We start from the raw sequence: 17,496 nt of genomic DNA on the forward strand, positions 1-17,496 counted from the left end.
GGGTATCCGGTTGGAGGGGAAGGTATGTCTTATTCCAACCGGATGTACTTTTCCGTGTATTTAATTATATAAATAGAGATTGTATGAAAATGAAATATTTTACTTTATTGTTTTTTTGTAGTTTATTTGTCGGATGTTCAGATGAAACCTCTATCTCTTTTGTTAACAATCAAAACCAACAGGCTAGGGATACCATTGATAATGAGGATGATAATTCGTGGGTTTTAATTTTTGCAGATGAATTTAATATCGATGGGGCCGTTGACTCCAAGAAGTGGAATTATACTCCCAGGGGAGATGTTGCTCATGCCTATTATTATAAGCCGAATGATACATCCGTTGTTTGGTGTGAAGATGGCATGTTGAATCTCAAGTTTATGAAGGATGAAACAGATCCCCGCGGATATAAATCCGGAAGTATACGCACTGATGGGGGGAAATTTGATTTTACTTATGGTAAGGTAGAGGTCAAGGCCAAGTTTTCATCAGGGGACGGTTCATGGCCGGCTATATGGATGATGCCCGCCAGCTCAAAATATGGGGGATGGCCTGCAAGTGGTGAAATAGATATAATGGAGCATATAAAAGATTTAGATGTTGCTGTACAAACGGTACATACTACTGGTACGGAGCAAAAGACATATCCTTTTGGTCATTCAGGGTCTAAATTCAAGCGGGGTGAATGGAATATATGGGGAATAGAATGGAACGATAAGAAAATTGATTTTATGGTAAATGGAGAAGTTTGCGCAACCTATTATAACAAGGGTTTGGGCGCTGTACAATGGCCCTTTGATATTCCTTTCTTCTTGATATTGAATGTTGCAGGTGGAAAGGGGATGGCTGGTCCTATAAATGAGAAACATTTACCTTTTACCATGCAAGTTGATTATGTGCGGGTATATCAGTGGAAATAGATTTTGTAAAGCACGCTGGTAGAGGTTGACAAGATATATTCTATGATGTGATATGATAGGTAATTTATATTTTTCATTTTTTGACGTAAAAGTTTGTTTTAGGGGTGATCTCTATTGAAAGGATTTGTCGGCATTGTTGTGTCGACAAGTCCTCTTCGGTATTCTTGGGAAAGACGGATAATAATATTTCTCCACTCTCCCATAATGTGTTCTTGTCCTTCAAAGAGAAAAAGTTTAATGCAATAATTGTATCTTGATGAATATTAAAAAAAGTATCTTGTTTTTATGCGCAGGCATATTCTTGATTTCGTCACTCTCGTGTAGAGAGGGCGGACATGTTGCGAAATCATATAATGCCGGCATTAATATCATTCCCACGCCCCGCTCTTTAGAAAAGCGTGAGGGAAGTTTCAAATTGTCCGATGGTGTTTCTATAGGAGCCATTACCCCTGAGGCAAAAAAGATTGCAACGTATTTTGCCGCTAAAATCAGTCTGGCAACCGGGTACGATGTCAAGGTGGAGGATAAAGGAGAAATTACTCTAGTACTGGATTCTTGTGCAACGTTCTCTCCGGAAGGCTATGCATTGGATGTGGAATCATCCCGTGTGCAGGTAACAGCGTGTTCTCCCCGGGGATTATTTTACGGGATGCAGAGTTTTCTGCAGTTGCTTCCGGCAGAAATAGAAAGTGCCGGGATCGTGCGGGATGTTGACTGGGAGGCTCCTGCCGCCAATATTATCGACTCGCCACGTTTTGCATACCGCGGAATACATATGGATCCTTGCCGCCATTTTATGACGGTTGAAGAAGTGAAGAAGCAGATAGATGTTTTATCCATGTTCAAAATAAATACGATTCACTGGCATCTGACGGACGACCAGGGATGGCGTATTGAAATAAAACAATATCCAGGATTGGCGGAGATCGGCGGCAGGCGTATTGAAGGGGAAGGCGTGGAATACGGCCCCTTTTATTATACTCAGGAAGAGATCAAGGACATTGTCTCGTATGCGGCCGAGCGTTTTATCACCATTATTCCGGAATTAGAAATTCCGGGACATGAACTTGCGGCTATATCCGCCTATCCCGGGCTGTCCTGTAAGGGAGACCCCGTTACCCCTCGGAATATTTGGGGAGTGGAGGATATCGTAATGTGTCCGGGTAAGGAGAGTGTTTTTACATTCCTGGAAAATGTCATTGATGAGATGGTTGCCCTTTTTCCGGGCACCTATTTCCATATTGGCGGTGATGAATGCCCCAAAGAGAGTTGGAAGTCCTGTCCCCTTTGTCAGAAGCGTATTCTGGAGGAGGGAATAAAGCCTGATGGCAAGCATACTTCAGAGCAGTTGCTGCATACTTACGTTGTGGAGCGCATAGGGAAATATTTAGCCCGATATGATAAAAAAATAATCGGTTGGGATGAGATTCTGGAAGGCAAGCCTGACTCCACGGCGACCATTATGTCATGGCGGGGTGATGCCGGCGGTATATCGGCCGCTTTATCGGGACATGATGCGATAATGTCTCCCGGTCCGAACGGGCTCTATCTGGATTATTATCAGGGGGACAGCAAGATTGAGCCTATAGCTATCGGCGGTTGTTCGACTTTGGAAAAAGTGTATAATTACAATCCCGTACCCGACACATTGGTGCTTATTGGGAAGGACCATCATATAATAGGGGTTCAGGCTAATAATTGGAGTGAATATTTTTATAATAATGATATCCGTGAGTATCACATGTATCCCCGTTCCTTGGCTTTGGCGGAAGTCGCCTGGACTGATGCCAAACGCAAGAATTACGTGGATTTTGAACGGCGTATCAACAACGCGTATGTCCGTCTGGACGGACATGGCGTCAATTACCACATTCCATTGCCGGAGCAGCCGGGCGGTTCTTGTGACCATATCGCTTTTACAGACAGTGTGTCTCTGGAATTTACCACGAGCCGTCCTATTAGCTTAGTTTATACGCTTGACGGTACTGAACCTGGAGTATCCTCGGAAATTTATACTTCTCCTCTTTCTTTTTATCAGAACGGTATCCTTAAGATCGCTTCGTTGCTATCCTCTGGAAAACTGAGCAAAGTGCGTACAATCCAGATAGAGAAGCAGGTACTTTTGCCTGCTGTGGATGTAGAAGGGAGTTTTCATGGGTTAAATATGGAAGTGACATACGGTATGTTTCTTAATATGCAGGAGTTTATGAAAACGGGCAAGAGTGTGGATGTCAGTACGGATATCAGAGAAACGGGGGAATTAACGTCATTCGTGCCTTCTACGAATTCTATGCGAGACGTAAGACAATATGCTGCTGTGGCCACTGGATTTATTGATATTCCTGAAAATGGTGTTTACTTTTTCTCCTCTGATCTGGAAGAGGTTTGGGTCGGCGGAAAATTACTTGTAAACAATGGTGGAGAGGTGAAACGTCATTCCCGAAATGACCGCTCCATTGCTTTGGAGAAGGGGATGCATGAGTTGAAACTCGTTTTCTTGGGGCACATCATCGGAGGATGGCCTTCGAACTGGAATAACGGAGTTGTCATGCTGCGAAAGTCTGATGAGAAAAAATTCCGAAAAATAACAAGTGACATGCTTTGGAGAAAAAAGTAGAGCTTATAATCTTTTTAAAAATATAATCATATGAGACGAATTTTATATTGTTTTCTGTTTATTGCAGGCGGGGGTATTATCCATGCATCTGCCAGAGAAGAAAGAGTAGGGACAGAGGATCGGATTAAACCGGATAGTGTTTTATTTGTTGACAGTTTTGACGGTAGCTCCGTCGTGCCCGATACAGCAGTCTGGAAACTTTGTACGTATGCTAACAATGCCTGGTCACAGTGGTTTAGGGATGTGAATGGTTATGAAAACGTAAAAGTGGAGGATGGTTATTTGAAGTTGAGGGCCTGTAAGGATAACGGGACTTATAAAAATGGCGGGGTATTCTCCAAAATCGGTTTTCCCTGTGGTACACGTTTGGAAGTTAAAGCCAGATTAACCAAATTGGTTCGTGGAGGTTTTCCCGCTATCTGGCAAATGCCCATAGGAGCACCGGAATGGCCCAGAGGGGGAGAAATAGATCTTATGGAATGGGTTCAAGGAACTCCCTTGCAGATCTATCAGACAGTACATACTTATTATATAAACGGAGCAAACGGTTCTGCGGGCGTAACTAACAAGAATCCTGATAAAAACTTTGATGTGACTAAGGATCATGTATATGCAGTGGAGCGTACTGAAAAGGAAGTTATATTCTATGTCGACGGCAAAGAGACCTGGAGATATGGGAATCAATACTTGGATGAGGGGAAATTACAGTATCCGTTTTGTGAATATCCCTTCAATATAATTCTGAACTTCTCGTTGGGAGGCGAATTGAATGGCAGGATGACATGGTCGGGAGAAATCTGTGATGAAGATTTGCCGGGAGAGATGTGGGTTGACTGGGTGCGTGTTGTGTCGTTAAATAATGAAAATCAGTCCGATACGGGCGATAAATAAATATCATTTGTTACAAGGCTGTTTTAAAACTGAAAGGTAATAAGTGTAAACAATATATGTGTATAATTTAATTTTATAAGATTTCATATGAAGATTTTTTGCCTTCTACTATTGTTGCTTTGCTCAATGAATTCCATGTCTCAGGAAAAAATTCCTTTCGAGATCAGGGATGGACATTTTTATCGGTATGGGGAGAAACCCCTATTCTTTCTAGAGAGATGCATTATGTCCGTATACCACACCAATATTGGCGCCACCGCTTGCAAATGATGAAAGTAATGGGCTTAATACCGTGGCAACGTATGTTTTTGGGAATCTCCACGAGGTTGAACCAATTTTTCCGAAGATGAGAATCTGGCGGAATATATAAGGATTGTCGGGGAGGAAGTGATGATGGTCATCCTTCGTCCCGGACCTTATGTTTGTGCCGAGTGGGAATTCGGCGGGTATCCTTGGTGGCTGCAGAATATACCAGGTATGGAAAATAAAGAGGGATAATACGGAGTTTCTGAAATATACGAAAAAATATATTGATTGTCTGTTTCGGGAACTACTCTCTTGTAATATATCAAGGGTGGCCCTATCATTATGGTACAGTGTGAAAATGAGTTTGGCTCATACGTTTCCTAGCGTAGGGATATTTTTATCAATAAACAATATATGTGTATAAATGTTGCTAAACATATGTCTATTAGTAAAAAAGATAGTAACATTGGACAATACATGAGTTATTTTACATGATTTTTGATCTTTCTTTGTGTGTTCCAATTTAATTTTGCAAAAAATAAATGATATATATATCTTATATTTTTGTTTCTTAAGATATCATCTTGGTTCGTGTGGGATAGTGCGCTAAGGAAATATGCTATTTTTAATGCGTTTGACCACTGCAAATCGGATAGTGTTTTACTGGCAGGCAGTTATGATGAGTTTTTCGTCATAACAGATAAGGGGGGGGGGAACTTTATAGGTACGCTAATGTCTAGCCATAATATTCCAAGGATGTGAAGGAGTACGAAAATGTAAAAGTGAAAAAATGGGAATGAGTCTGATACGGGCGATAAATAAATATCATTTGTTACGTAGGACTGAAAAGTAAAAGTATAAACAATATGTGTATAATTTAATTCTATAAGATTTCATATGAAGATTTTTTGCCTTCTACTATTGTTACTTTGCTCAATGAATTCCATGTCTCAGGAAAAAATTCCTTTTGAGATCAGGGATGGACATTTTTATCGGTATGGGGAGACAACCCCTATTCTTTCTGGAGAGATGCATTATGCCCGTATACCACACCAATATTGGCGCCACCGCTTGCAGATGATGAAAGGAATGGGACTTAATACCGTGGCAACGTATGTTTTTTGGAATCTTCATGAGGTTGAACCTGGAAAATGGGATTTTTCCGGAGATAAGAATTTGGCAGAATATATAAGGATTGCCGGGGAAGAAGGGATGATGGTCATCCTTCGTCCCGGACCTTATGTTTGTGCCGAGTGGGAATTCGGCGGGTATCCTTGGTGGCTGCAGAATATACCAGGTATGGAAATAAGGAGGGATAATACGGAGTTTCTGAAATATACGAAAAAATATATTGATCGTCTGTATCAGGAAGTGGGCCCCCTGCAATGTACCAAAGGTGGTCCTATCATTATGGTGCAGTGTGAAAATGAGTTTGGCTCATACGTTTCCCAGCGTAAAGATATATCGTTTGAAGAGCACCGTTCCTATAATGCAAAGATCAAAGGGCAGCTGGCTGATGCCGGATTTACCGTTCCGTTGTTCACCTCCGATGGAAGTTGGTTGTTTGAGGGCGGGTGTGTGGCAGGTGCCCTGCCTACGGCCAATGGGGAGAGTGATATCGCTAATCTTAAAAAGGTGGTGAACCAGTATCATGGTGGCAAAGGACCGTATATGGTTGCAGAGTTTTATCCGGGCTGGCTGTCGCATTGGGGAGAACCGTTTCCTCAGGTCTCTGCCTCGGAAATCGCCCGCCAGACTGAGGCTTATCTGCAAAATGATGTTTCATTTAATTTTTATATGGTGCATGGAGGAACGAACTTTGGTTTTACCAGCGGTGCCAATTATGACAAGAAAAGGGATATACAGCCTGATTTGACCAGTTATGACTATGATGCTCCTATCAGCGAGGCCGGTTGGATCACTCCAAAATATGATTCTATACGTTCCGTCATCCAGAAATATGTGAAATATCCCATACCTACTCCTCCTGCCCCTATACCGGTTATAGAAATCTCTTCGATAAAACTGGAGAGGGTAGTTGATGCCCTGCTTCTTGCACAAAGTATACAACCAGTGAACGCCTCTACTCCTCTGACGTTCGAGCAACTTAATCAGGGATATGGTTACGTTTTGTACACCCGTCATTTCAATCAACCTATCAGTGGAATCCTTGAAATCCCAGGATTACGTGATTATGCCGTGGTTTATGTAGATGGTGAGAAAATAGGTGTTTTAAATCGCAATACCAGAACATATTCTATGGAGATAGATATCCCGTTCAATGCCACTTTACAGATTTTGGTGGAGAATATGGGACGTATCAACTATGGAAGTGAGATTGTATATAACACAAAGGGGATTATCAGTCCTGTCACTGTTGCCGGTAAAGAAATTACGGGTGGCTGGAATATGTATCGGTTACCAATGGATAAATGTCCTGTATTGACTGAATTTGGCGATAATGTCTGCAGGAACACACCTTTGCAGGCTGTTCAATTCAAGGATCGCCCGGTTATTTATGAGGGAGAATTCACATTGGATCAACCGGGAGATACCTTTATCGATATGCGTGCATGGGGAAAAGGGGTTATTTTTATAAATGGTAAACACATCGGCCGTTATTGGAAAGTGGGACCACAACAGACTCTTTACATTCCGGGTGTATGGTTAAGAAAAGGTGAAAATAAGATTGTAATTTTTGAACAGTTGAATGAGGTTTCCCAACAGAACGTCAATACGGTCCGAAAACCCGTGTTAATGAATTTAAAATAGTATTATCGATATAATGGTTGTATTTATAAGCACTGATATTTGTGCTGTTTGTGTCTAGGTTGAAAATGGATGATCGGAAAAATCTGCTGGTGGTTTCTTCCAATTGTATTAATTTATTTTGATGTTTTTAGTGTGTTCAATCAAAGAAATACGAATAGGGGGGGATTTTAGTTTTTTGATAAAGTATAACGCTGAAATAGTTTTTTATCTTTTAATAAACAATCTATGAATAACATTTTAAAACAAGCGGGAGCAATTCTGTCGCTCTCGCTATTGTGTGGGATGCAGGTTTATGCGTTCCCTGACTACCCTTCCCTGAGGGGACAAATTATCGAACAGAGTGATATCTGTCAAGGAGTTGTCAAAGATGCCAATGGCGAAAGCATTATCGGCGCATCCGTACTTGTCAAAGGGACGACAAACGGCAGCATTACGGGACTTGACGGTGATTTTTCCCTTAGGAACGTAAAAAAAGGGGATATAATTGTTGTTTCTTATGTCGGCTATCAGAGCCAGGAAATAGCCTGGACAGGTGAACCGTTAAACATCGTTTTGAAGGAAGATGCCGAAGTCCTTGACGAGGTGGTTGTTATTGGCTATGGTGCTGTAAGAAAAGCGGATATGGCCGGTTCCGTAGCCGTGCTGGACAACAAAAATTTCAAGGACCAGCCTATAACCCAGGTTGCAGACGCTCTTCAGGGGCGTGTCAGTGGCGTTCATGTTGAGAACAGCGGCGTCCCCGGGGGAAGCGTGAAAATCCGCATCCGCGGTGCTAACTCCATCAGCAAAAGCAACGACCCTTTGTATGTGGTTGACGGAATCGTCCGCGAAAGCGGTTTGGACGGTATCAATCCTGAGGACATCCGTTCGATGCAGGTTCTCAAAGATGCATCGTCCACTGCCATATACGGTTCCAGGGGTTCGAACGGGGTCGTTCTGATCACTACCAAGAGTGGTAAGGCCGGTGTGCGTGAAATTATGTTCGACGCATCAGTGGGAGTTTCCAATGTATATAAGAGATACGATATCCTTGGAGCATACGATTACGCTCTGGCGCTCAAGGAGGTCAAAGGTATTGATTTCTCAAACGAAGAGATGCAATCCTATCAGAACGGAACGGCGGGCATCGACTGGCAGGATGAGATTTTCCGTACGGGGATCACCCAGAATTACAAGTTGGCTCTTTCCAATGGTAGCGAGAAGACCCAATATTACATTTCCGCCAACTACATGAGCCAGGAAGGTGTGGTCATTGAATCGAAGAACGAGCGTTATCAGGCGAAGGCGAATCTTTCCTCACAGCTTACCGACTGGCTGCATATCACGGCTGACATCAATGCTTCCCACGGTGTGCGTCGCGGGGGATCTTTTGCCTCCGGTAAGGATAATCCGATCTGGATTGCTTTGAACTATTCGCCTACCATGACGATGATGGCCGAAAACGGGAACTATAACACCGATACTTATAATTCCATAGCTTCCAACCCGGTCGGTATCCTAAAGTTGCAGTCGGGAGAGACAATGACCAATGTTTTCAACGGACGTGTTGATTTGCGCCTTGATATAATGAAGGGGCTGACATTCACCACAACCAATGGCGTGGACTATTATGACGAGAAAAGTTATAGTTTCAGCTCCAAACGAGTGGGGACCAAGAGTGGTATGGGCAACAATGACACTTACCGCCTGATGCTGCAGAGTTCCAACAACCTGACATATACGGGTTCTTGGAACGACCATCATCTGACAGCCACGGCCGTATATGAGGTGACCTCCTCCGAAACCAGGACAATGGGTATAACCGGTAACAACCTGCTGACCGAGGGTGTGGGCTGGTGGAATGTGGGTATGGCTTCCTCTCGTGATGCAAACAATGGTTACGAGCAATGGGCGCTGATGTCGGGAGTGGCCCGTGTCATGTACAATTTTAAGGATCGTTATATGCTTACCGGAACATTTCGTGCCGACGGTTCTTCTCGCTTTGCCAAAAAGAAATGGGGGTACTTTCCTTCTATTGCCGCAGCTTGGACGTTGAGCAATGAGGATTTCATGAAGGATGTTTCCTCGGTTCAGGACATTAAACTTCGCGCCAGTTATGGTATTGTGGGTAGCCAGGCCATCAGTCCTTACGCAACCATGGGCCTTATGAGTGCTACTGCATACAATTTTGGAACCAACAGTAATTTTACCGGTTATTGGGCAAATGACATAGCAACTCCCGAGCTTACGTGGGAGAAGACCAAGCAGTTCGACCTGGGCCTGGAGTTCTCCCTGTTCGACAGGCGGCTGAATTTCAGTGTGGACTATTTCTATAAGCGTACTACAGATGCGTTGCTTAAAAGAAGTATCCCCGGATATGTCGGCGGTAACTCTTTTTGGGTGAATGACGGCGAAATCAGTAATCGTGGTATTGATTTGAGCGTGACCGCCCGGATTATGCAGAATGACCGGTTCCAATGGACCTCCACCTTGAACGGTACTTATTTGAAGAACCGCGTGGAACGCCTTTCCGGTGGTGAGAATGATTTCATCAACGGCTCCAGTCCGGCTGCCGGTATGGTTGATTATGCCACCATTATCAAGCCGGGTGAGGCCATCGGTACTTTTTGGGGATATGAATGGACCGGCTTGGATGAAAAGGGACATGACACTTACACGGATGTAGATGGAAATCAGATGATAGACGGTGGCGACCGCAAGGTCATCGGCAAGGCCAATCCCGATTTCACCCTGGGATGGAATAACTCCCTGTCTTATAAAAACTGGGATCTGAACCTGTTCTTCAACGGATCTTTCGGAGCCAAGCGTTTGAATCTTGTAAGATATACTATGGCTTCGGCCGAAGGGAATTCCCGCTTTGTAACTCTGGCAGACGCCTATCTGAAGGGATTCGACAAGATTGGCTCTTCGGCAACATACCCGAGCCTGACCGAAGGTGGAAATAATCTGCAGCCGGTTTCAACCAAATGGCTGGAGAACGCGGACTTCCTTCGTTTGGAGAATATCAGTCTTTCATACACTTTCCCCAAAAAGACAACGGGATTCGCTGATTTGCGGCTTACTTTCAGCTGTCAGAACCTTTTTACAATAACCGGGTACAAGGGGATGGATCCGGCCGGTACTACCTTCTCGAACAGCAGCGTTGACGTTGACGCGGGTATTGACATGGGAGCCTATCCTTCCCCAAGAACATTCACATTCGGTCTCCGGATGAATTTTTAAATCTAAAATAGAAGAACTTATGAAAATAAAAATAATAGCAGGCACTATGGTTGCCCTGTCATTTTCACTGATGTCGTGCAGTGATTTCTTAACGGAAGATCCCAGGGGAAAACTCACTCCGGAAAACTTCTTCTCTACCCAGGATGAATTGAACATGAGCATATATGCCCTTTACCAGAAAGTCAATCTTTCACAGGTATATACGAACATGCAGCTGCCCCAGTGGCAGGGGGATGATATAACGACCAATCCGGGGAGCAACAAACAGCCTGCCGCAGAAATGGACAAGTTTGCCGTAGCAAACAACAACAAGGGTGTCAAAGATGCGTGGAACATGCATTATGCCATTGTAAAGGCTGCCAATTTGATCATACAGGGGGCCTCTAAAACACCTACCACTCAAGATGAGATAAATATCGCCCTCGGGCAGGCTAAATTCTGGAGGGCATACGCTTATTTTACCCTGGTGCGACTTTGGGGACCGCTGCCGATGAATCTGGACAATGTCAACGATGATTATACCAAACCTCTATCCCCCGTGGAAGAAGTGTATGGTCATATTGTGCAGGACCTGACCGAAGCTGAGGCCGTATTGCCTACGGGTTACAGTGGCAGCCCCCGCTTTCTGAACGGAGTGAATGTGTATGTAACCCGGCAGGCAGCCAAATCTACTTTGGCAGCAGTGTATATGGCTATGGCCGGCTGGCCGATGAACAAAACGGAATATTACGCAAAGGCTGCTGAAAAGGCGAAGGAGGTCATTGAGGGTGTGAACAGAGGTGAATACGAGTATAAGCTCGATAAGGATTACAAAGATGTGTATGCTATGAGCAATAACTATAATAATGAGACGGTGCTCGGCATAAACTATTCACCGTTCGTGGATTGGGCCCAGGATTCGGAGCTTACTTCATGTAACCAGTTTGAATCGCTGGGCGGTTGGGGAGACGCCTGGGGTGAAATTCGTTTCTGGAAGGAGTTTCCTGACGGTCCGAGAAAAGATGCGACTTATGATCCCAAGATTCGTCTGAAAGACGGAACGTTGGTTGACTGGTGGGAGTTGAAGGAGGACGGTACCCCTGTCGTTCCGGAACATCACCCCATGTTCAGTATATTCTCCGTCAACTGGGATCCTGCGTCAAAAGTGAATATCAGTGCCCCGTATGATTATACAAAACCGGCCAGTCAGAACATGTGTAATGACCATCGGCATAGAATCATTCGTTATTCGGAGGTTTTGTTGTGGTATGCGGAGGCCAAGGCCAGGACGGGGCAGACGGACGAGTTGGCATTCAAGTGTCTGAATGATGTCCGCAAGCGTGCCGGACTGGAACCGCTCACCGGACTTTCTGCAGATGACCTTGCCGAAGCGGCTTATAAGGAGCATGGTTGGGAGGTGGCAGGCTACTGGGTGGCCCTTGTCACACGCCGTGCGGACCAGTTCCGTATGAACAGACTGAAAGACACCTTTAAGGAAAGAGCGGAGAACACGGCTGTTGAAGTCGCCGACGGGATTCAGGTAAAGGAGTCTGTAGAATATACGAACAGGACATGGAGTGACAATCTGATGTATCTTCCATATCCTGATATGGATTCCCAGAAAAACCCGAATCTGGTAAGGTGATTTTTTATTTTAAGCCAGAGGGCTACCCGCCAATCACCTGTTGATTGGCGGGTAGCTCCTCTGATTTTCAATGTATATTTTTTTAATATCATGCACTAAATTTTGAATTGTTTTTTCCGTGTTCTCTGCTCCTGCCTTTCCGGTCATATGTTTTCGGAAAGAAGGGTATGTGACCTGCACGTGACTTTTGAACTGATAGAGAAATGGGGTGTGGAGATCGTTCCCGTGACATTATTGTTCATTCTTATGTTTTTCTCCCTTTTGGAAACTCAGGAGGTATCATTCGTGTTCCGATTAATGTCCTTTTTTTGAATAGTCATTTGTGACCTGTTTCCGGCATGGCAGTGCTGGGAATTATTGACAAAGGTATAACAAGTACACATTCGATTCCTAGTAATAACGGATTGAGATCACGAACATTCTGAAGTGGCAGGAGGCCGACAGTATGCTTTTTGATTTCTACCCTTTAATAATGAATCCTACTGTACTACTGTAAAAAATAGGGTATTAATATACATCTTTTTTGGAAACGATCTGGAAAGTATACTACGCAAGGGGCACGGTGGAATTCCGTAAGGACTGCGAGTGGAAGGGAGTGGTCTGCCAACTCGATATTTGTCCTTATTGCCATCGCACCCTAGCCTGAACACATTATCTAAACAGCTATATTTGCAAATTGGAATGTGACCGTAAGTATTATAAGGCAAAGCAGGGAGATAGGCTGGAGCTGAGCAGCAACCCGATATCTCGCATGACCGAGATAAACAACTAAAGTGAAAGGCAATGAATATTCTCATCCTAAATACTATTATAAACAACCTACAAAAGAATAATCGTATGAATGACAAGAAAATGACAAAAAGTATGATTCTGAAAGGCGTGACAGCGGCAATTTGCATCACGGCAATACTACTTGCAGGCTGCTCCACTGTCTATGAGGAAAAGATGGTATACAATAACATCGAAATTCCTTTCAAGAATGATTTCCCTACGGACACTGTGACTTACGACAAGCTGCGAGCAGAACATACCCGAATCCTCCTGAACCTGAGCGATCCTTCATCAAAAATCGTGAACAAGGCAGACTGCACTTTCCGTACAGACCAACTTGTTACCGTAACAGGGGCGGAAGAGGACGACTTGCTCCGCATCACCAGCTGGTCGGCAAAGACTATTCATAAAGTGAGTCTGGAGATGTATATACCTGAGGCCGAGGAATATTTGCCTGTGGCTTACCTCGACTCTATTCCTGCGTTCTCCAGTTTCGAATTCAAGCCCTCGTTCGTGGGTAAGAGGAGCGTGTGTCGTACGATGGATGGGGGCTTCGTGAGTTTAGAATGTCCTCACCTTGACATGGAACGGATGAAGGTGCGCCTAGTGAGCGACGACGAACATCTCGAGAAGCTGTCAAAGATAGATGCTAAATGGACATGCAGTTTTTCTAACTACAGCTGGACACCTACCGCTGGAGATAACTGTCCCTACCGAGAACTGCGTCCCATCTACGCCCGCGAGTGGGTGGTGATTGTGACTAACTACGCCTATATGATGACTACACTCGAATATAATTATGTGATGTCCCACTTCAGAGAGGTGATGGGCGGCGATCTGTGCGATAACGACAGAAATCTGTTCAATGCTGAAAAATACCAGACGGAGAAGGAACGCTTCAAATCAGAAAAGACATTCCGCTTGGGACAGAGCAGTCCAGCCTATGGCGGACTGGGAGGTGGATACATTTGGGCAGTGACAGACTGGAATTTCTACGGGCACTACGCCTCGTTCAGCGGCTGGGAATCCATTGCACACGAGTTTATGCACTGCATGGGCTACTCTCACAACAGTAACATGACTTATGCTGCCAATAACGGTGAAGGGGTGAACGTGGGCTGGACAGAGTTTATCTGGCAACTGCACCTGTGGCTGAGCTACAAGGGTGACCTGCCCTATCCCAACCGCAATCTGTTGGGTTTCCATAAGCCAGAGAATGCCTCGTATAGGGACTGTGATATCAGTGCTATCTTTCAGGACGATACAGTGCTGAAGCAGAATATTGAGAGATTCTGCAGGCAGAGCCGGCTAGTGAAATACTTCACCGAGCACCCGATAGATACAGTCACTATACCTAAAGAGAAGGAGGAAATGAGATGAGAAGCCGAATGATGATAGGCGTAGGGGTTGCGTTAGCGTTGACGGCCTGCGAGCAGACTGAGGTAAGGGAAATCACAGAAGACCGTTACCTGCCACAGCCAATGGATACAGTGAAGATAACGGACAATTATTATCTAGACGGCTATATATCACGTGGGGCAGAGGATATAGGTGAGGGACGCACGTTGCAGGCAGTGAACCTCTTCCTTGATGGGGACGAGCTATACGTGGCAAACTTTGCCGAGAGATGCGTGGACGTTTTTGACGTAAAGCGCTTGACTTATAAACGGAGCATCTCCAACGGAGAGCGCACTTTTGTCCGTGATATTTATGTGGAGGATGGGCACCTGTTTGTAGCTGCTGGTGACAGTCGGGAGGTGCAGGTGTTCGATAAACATTCTGGGACGTACTTAACTCGTCTGGGTACAGGCATATGGCCGGTAAGTAACGTGTCGTGGGCGGGCTGTGTGGCTGCCACGAAGAACTTCGTCTTCGTACGTGACTCGAAGGAGACTAACGTACGGGTGTTCGACCGTAAGGCGGTTCTGTTGACGGCAGTGAACAACAACACCGTGTTTGCCAAGCTAGGTACTGGCAGCGACTTTATTGGTAGCAGTACAGAACCGCATGGTGAATCCTATGACATGGAGGTCATCGGTGACTCACTGTATGCCTTCATTCCTCGCTCGGGAACAATCTACGCATGGAATATACATGAGATAGCAGACAAGAAGAATGATACGCCTACTTCTGTAACCTGGTCAAGCGGCGTAAAGATCTGTTCGGTAGCGAAAGGAAGGAACGACAGCTTATTGTTTGTAGCAATGGTAAAGGACGGGAAAACACAACTTGCGGAAATAGCCTTATCGGACTTTCAGAGCCGGAATTTTGACCGCCCTCTCCGGCTGTTCGTTTCGGACAGCCGGGTGAGGCTCTCCCCACAGCCTATAGTTACTTACCTAGAAGAGAGAATAATACTGCCCAACGGAGATAAGCTGGAATGCTGGGAAATACGGAATAATCCTTCGTTTGTGATATTGCCGACGAGGTGATATATACAATGAGTTATTTTTTATCTAAATTACTTCAAATATCAAAATGAAAGGTCAACTATTTAAGTATAACTTTGCCTTTTGTGGAATAGGCTTAATTAGAGAAATCCAGTAAATACCATAAAATTAGACAACTAATTTATAGCCAGATTATTGCGAATTAGTTGGCCTTTTGGTATCTTTAGGTATTCCGTGTGACAAGAAGTCGTACAAGTAATTGTTCAGCACTGTGCCTGAACCTATTGTTCCGTCAATAGTAGTCTAAAGAGGCGTACTTTACCAGTAATGGTTTAGTGCGAAGTCCTCTTGACAATGCAGTCCTTTACAAAAATATCCAATGTATAGGTTGTTAGGCTGACTGATATGAGTAACATATGTGAATCGCTATACCATCGTAATAAAGAAATAGCTTACGGATATTTATAAGCTATAACCAAAAGGTGGGTAGTCAGGATAGTCTTTTTGGAATGTAAGGCTACACGGACATCATACTGGCGGTGGAGGGGCGGGCTCTAAGTCGGGCGTCAGTTACTTGTACGGAACTTGGTAAACCCGTATTTCTCCTGTCTATGTCAGGCAGGTAAGCCAATTGCAAGAAAAGCCGAATGTGGTGCGGGTAAAGGATTGCGGAGAAAGTGAATGATTCTGTGTAATGCGGAGGATAGAGGTTTAAACATCACCCCATGCGAAATCAGGCAGACTTCCGCAGGGTAATTCTTTGTGAAACGATTGTAGAACTTTAATAAAATGAAGAAACTGCAAATGAGCAAGGCAAAAGCCGAGTGTGCATCTTTAACCGTACGAAACACGACATGAAAAGATATCGATTCTTCCAAATATGAGCGTAAGGTGAGAAAACTGCAGGTCCGAATAGCAAAGGCCCACAAAGAAAAGAGGTACAACAAGGTAAAGGCCTTACGGTACCTACTTGCCACTTCCTACGAAGCCAAGGCATTGGCGATAAGGAAAGTAACTTCCAATAAAGGTAAACGTACGGCAGGGGTTGACCATATGAAGTGGGACACTGATGCCAAGAAAATAGAAGCTATATGTTTATTGAAAAGGAGAGGATATAAGGCCTTCCCGCTGAGGAAGGTCAACATAGCCAAAGCAAATGGCAAGACAAGATCTTTGGGAATACCAACCATGAAGGACAGAGCCGTGCAGGATATATCTTATGGCTTTAGAACTTATAACTGAAAGTGAAGCGGATGCGAACTCATATGGGTTCAGAAAGTTTAGAAGTACTGCAGATGCAATAGACGCACTTCATAGATGGTTGAGTAGAGACTGTTTACCACAATGGATACTGGAAGGTGACATTAAGGGTTGTTTTGATCATATTAATCATGAATGGCTTCTCAACAATGTGTAGATTGACAGGCTGGTATTAAGGAGATGGCTGAAAAGCGGAGTAGTATTTAATTTCCAAGTATCAATAGATACGCTACACTTTTTCTTTTCGTTGGCAAATCTTAATCCGTATCTTCGTAGCATGAAAGAAGATATACGGATGCGCCAAAAATGGCTTGAGCTATACGTCGAAACGGGTTCTGTGACAAAAACTGCCTTTCGGTGCGGGATTACCCGTTCCACGTTATACCGTTGGATAAATTGCGAGAAAGAACAAGGCAAGTCGGAATTGTCCGATAAGTCTAAACGTCCATCAAGACTTGCCAATATGAAGATAACACCTGAAATTGAAACCATTATCCTTAATCTGTGCGTGAGACAAGAAGATGGGGAACGCAACGGATTGCCAACTATCTGCTTAGGAAGAGAATAAAGCTCTCAGGCATGACGGTGTGGCGTGTGTTGAAAAGCATCAGGTCAAAGCTGTTGTGAAACGTTGCGAGAAATTTATTTCTTCTTCCAGCCGATTTTTTCCATCGGCAACATCCGGATAACCATATACCCCCGCCGTTGTTCATGGCGGCAGGAAAAACATGCCTGACGGCGATACGTGACGCGCGACTCGTGCCCGCGTGTCGCCATCGGTCGTTA

General features: G+C 44.4%; 10 protein-coding genes and 2 pseudogenes. All 12 read left to right on the forward strand.

Features of this window, described 5'->3' with window-relative positions; genetic code table 11:
- The first annotated feature begins 83 nt into the window (after positions 1 to 83).
- Entirely contained in the window at positions 84 to 917 is an 834-nt protein-coding gene (locus BF9343_RS19720; RefSeq protein WP_010993681.1) for a glycoside hydrolase family 16 protein, read from the forward strand.
- Between the two features lie 256 nt (positions 918 to 1,173).
- Complete coding sequence (locus BF9343_RS19725; RefSeq protein WP_005822184.1) at positions 1,174 to 3,534, forward strand: family 20 glycosylhydrolase; 2,361 nt, start codon at positions 1,174 to 1,176, stop codon at positions 3,532 to 3,534.
- Between the two features lie 30 nt (positions 3,535 to 3,564).
- Complete coding sequence (locus BF9343_RS19730; protein ID WP_005822185.1) at positions 3,565 to 4,425, forward strand: glycoside hydrolase family 16 protein; 861 nt, start codon at positions 3,565 to 3,567, stop codon at positions 4,423 to 4,425.
- An 87-nt stretch (positions 4,426 to 4,512) separates the two neighbouring features.
- Positions 4,513 to 5,052, forward strand: a pseudogene (locus BF9343_RS23315) (beta-galactosidase); the annotation flags it as partial.
- Positions 5,053 to 5,568: 516 nt separating this feature from the next.
- Positions 5,569 to 7,443 (forward strand): beta-galactosidase, encoded by a 1,875-nt coding sequence (locus BF9343_RS19735; RefSeq protein ID WP_005811467.1) that lies wholly within the window; start codon positions 5,569 to 5,571, stop codon positions 7,441 to 7,443.
- Positions 7,444 to 7,668: 225 nt separating this feature from the next.
- Positions 7,669 to 10,665, forward strand: coding sequence for a SusC/RagA family TonB-linked outer membrane protein (locus tag BF9343_RS19740; RefSeq protein ID WP_010993683.1), 2,997 nt, complete (start codon positions 7,669 to 7,671; stop codon positions 10,663 to 10,665).
- A 19-nt stretch (positions 10,666 to 10,684) separates the two neighbouring features.
- The gene (locus BF9343_RS19745; protein WP_032602045.1) at positions 10,685 to 12,289 is read left to right on the forward strand and encodes a RagB/SusD family nutrient uptake outer membrane protein; all 1,605 of its coding nucleotides are present in this window, start codon (positions 10,685 to 10,687) and stop codon (positions 12,287 to 12,289) included.
- Between the two features lie 837 nt (positions 12,290 to 13,126).
- Positions 13,127 to 14,440, forward strand: a complete 1,314-nt coding sequence (locus BF9343_RS19750; protein ID WP_005811473.1) for a hypothetical protein — start codon at positions 13,127 to 13,129, stop codon at positions 14,438 to 14,440.
- On the forward strand, positions 14,437 to 15,492 hold the full coding sequence (locus BF9343_RS19755; protein WP_005811475.1) for a YncE family protein: 1,056 nt from the start codon (positions 14,437 to 14,439) through the stop codon (positions 15,490 to 15,492). Before BF9343_RS19750 ends, BF9343_RS19755 begins: the two co-directional genes overlap by 4 nt.
- A gap of 849 nt (positions 15,493 to 16,341) precedes the next feature.
- Positions 16,342 to 16,692 (forward strand): reverse transcriptase N-terminal domain-containing protein, encoded by a 351-nt coding sequence (locus BF9343_RS19760; protein WP_004308130.1) that lies wholly within the window; start codon positions 16,342 to 16,344, stop codon positions 16,690 to 16,692.
- Entirely contained in the window at positions 16,670 to 16,867 is a 198-nt protein-coding gene (locus BF9343_RS19765) for a reverse transcriptase domain-containing protein (RefSeq protein WP_008775183.1), read from the forward strand. The genes BF9343_RS19760 and BF9343_RS19765 overlap by 23 nt, the downstream gene beginning before the upstream one ends.
- Before the next feature lie 120 nt (positions 16,868 to 16,987).
- Positions 16,988 to 17,351, forward strand: a pseudogene (locus tag BF9343_RS19770) (helix-turn-helix domain-containing protein); the annotation flags it as partial.
- Positions 17,352 to 17,496 lie beyond the last annotated feature (145 nt).

Source organism: Bacteroides fragilis NCTC 9343 (assembly GCF_000025985.1).
Classification (GTDB): domain Bacteria; phylum Bacteroidota; class Bacteroidia; order Bacteroidales; family Bacteroidaceae; genus Bacteroides; species Bacteroides fragilis.

Bases quoted from the DNA above. Each gene is read 5' to 3' on its own strand.
- BF9343_RS19720 (WP_010993681.1), top strand. From the start codon at position 84: ATGAAAATGAAATATTTTACTTTATTGTTTTTTTGTAGTTTATTTGTC.
- BF9343_RS19725 (WP_005822184.1), top strand. From the start codon at position 1,174: ATGAATATTAAAAAAAGTATCTTGTTTTTATGCGCAGGCATATTCTTG.
- BF9343_RS19730 (WP_005822185.1), top strand. From the start codon at position 3,565: ATGAGACGAATTTTATATTGTTTTCTGTTTATTGCAGGCGGGGGTATT.
- BF9343_RS19735 (WP_005811467.1), top strand. From the start codon at position 5,569: ATGAAGATTTTTTGCCTTCTACTATTGTTACTTTGCTCAATGAATTCC.
- BF9343_RS19740 (WP_010993683.1), top strand. From the start codon at position 7,669: ATGAATAACATTTTAAAACAAGCGGGAGCAATTCTGTCGCTCTCGCTA.
- BF9343_RS19745 (WP_032602045.1), top strand. From the start codon at position 10,685: ATGAAAATAAAAATAATAGCAGGCACTATGGTTGCCCTGTCATTTTCA.
- BF9343_RS19750 (WP_005811473.1), top strand. From the start codon at position 13,127: ATGAATGACAAGAAAATGACAAAAAGTATGATTCTGAAAGGCGTGACA.
- BF9343_RS19755 (WP_005811475.1), top strand. From the start codon at position 14,437: ATGAGAAGCCGAATGATGATAGGCGTAGGGGTTGCGTTAGCGTTGACG.
- BF9343_RS19765 (WP_008775183.1), top strand. From the start codon at position 16,670: ATGGCTTTAGAACTTATAACTGAAAGTGAAGCGGATGCGAACTCATAT.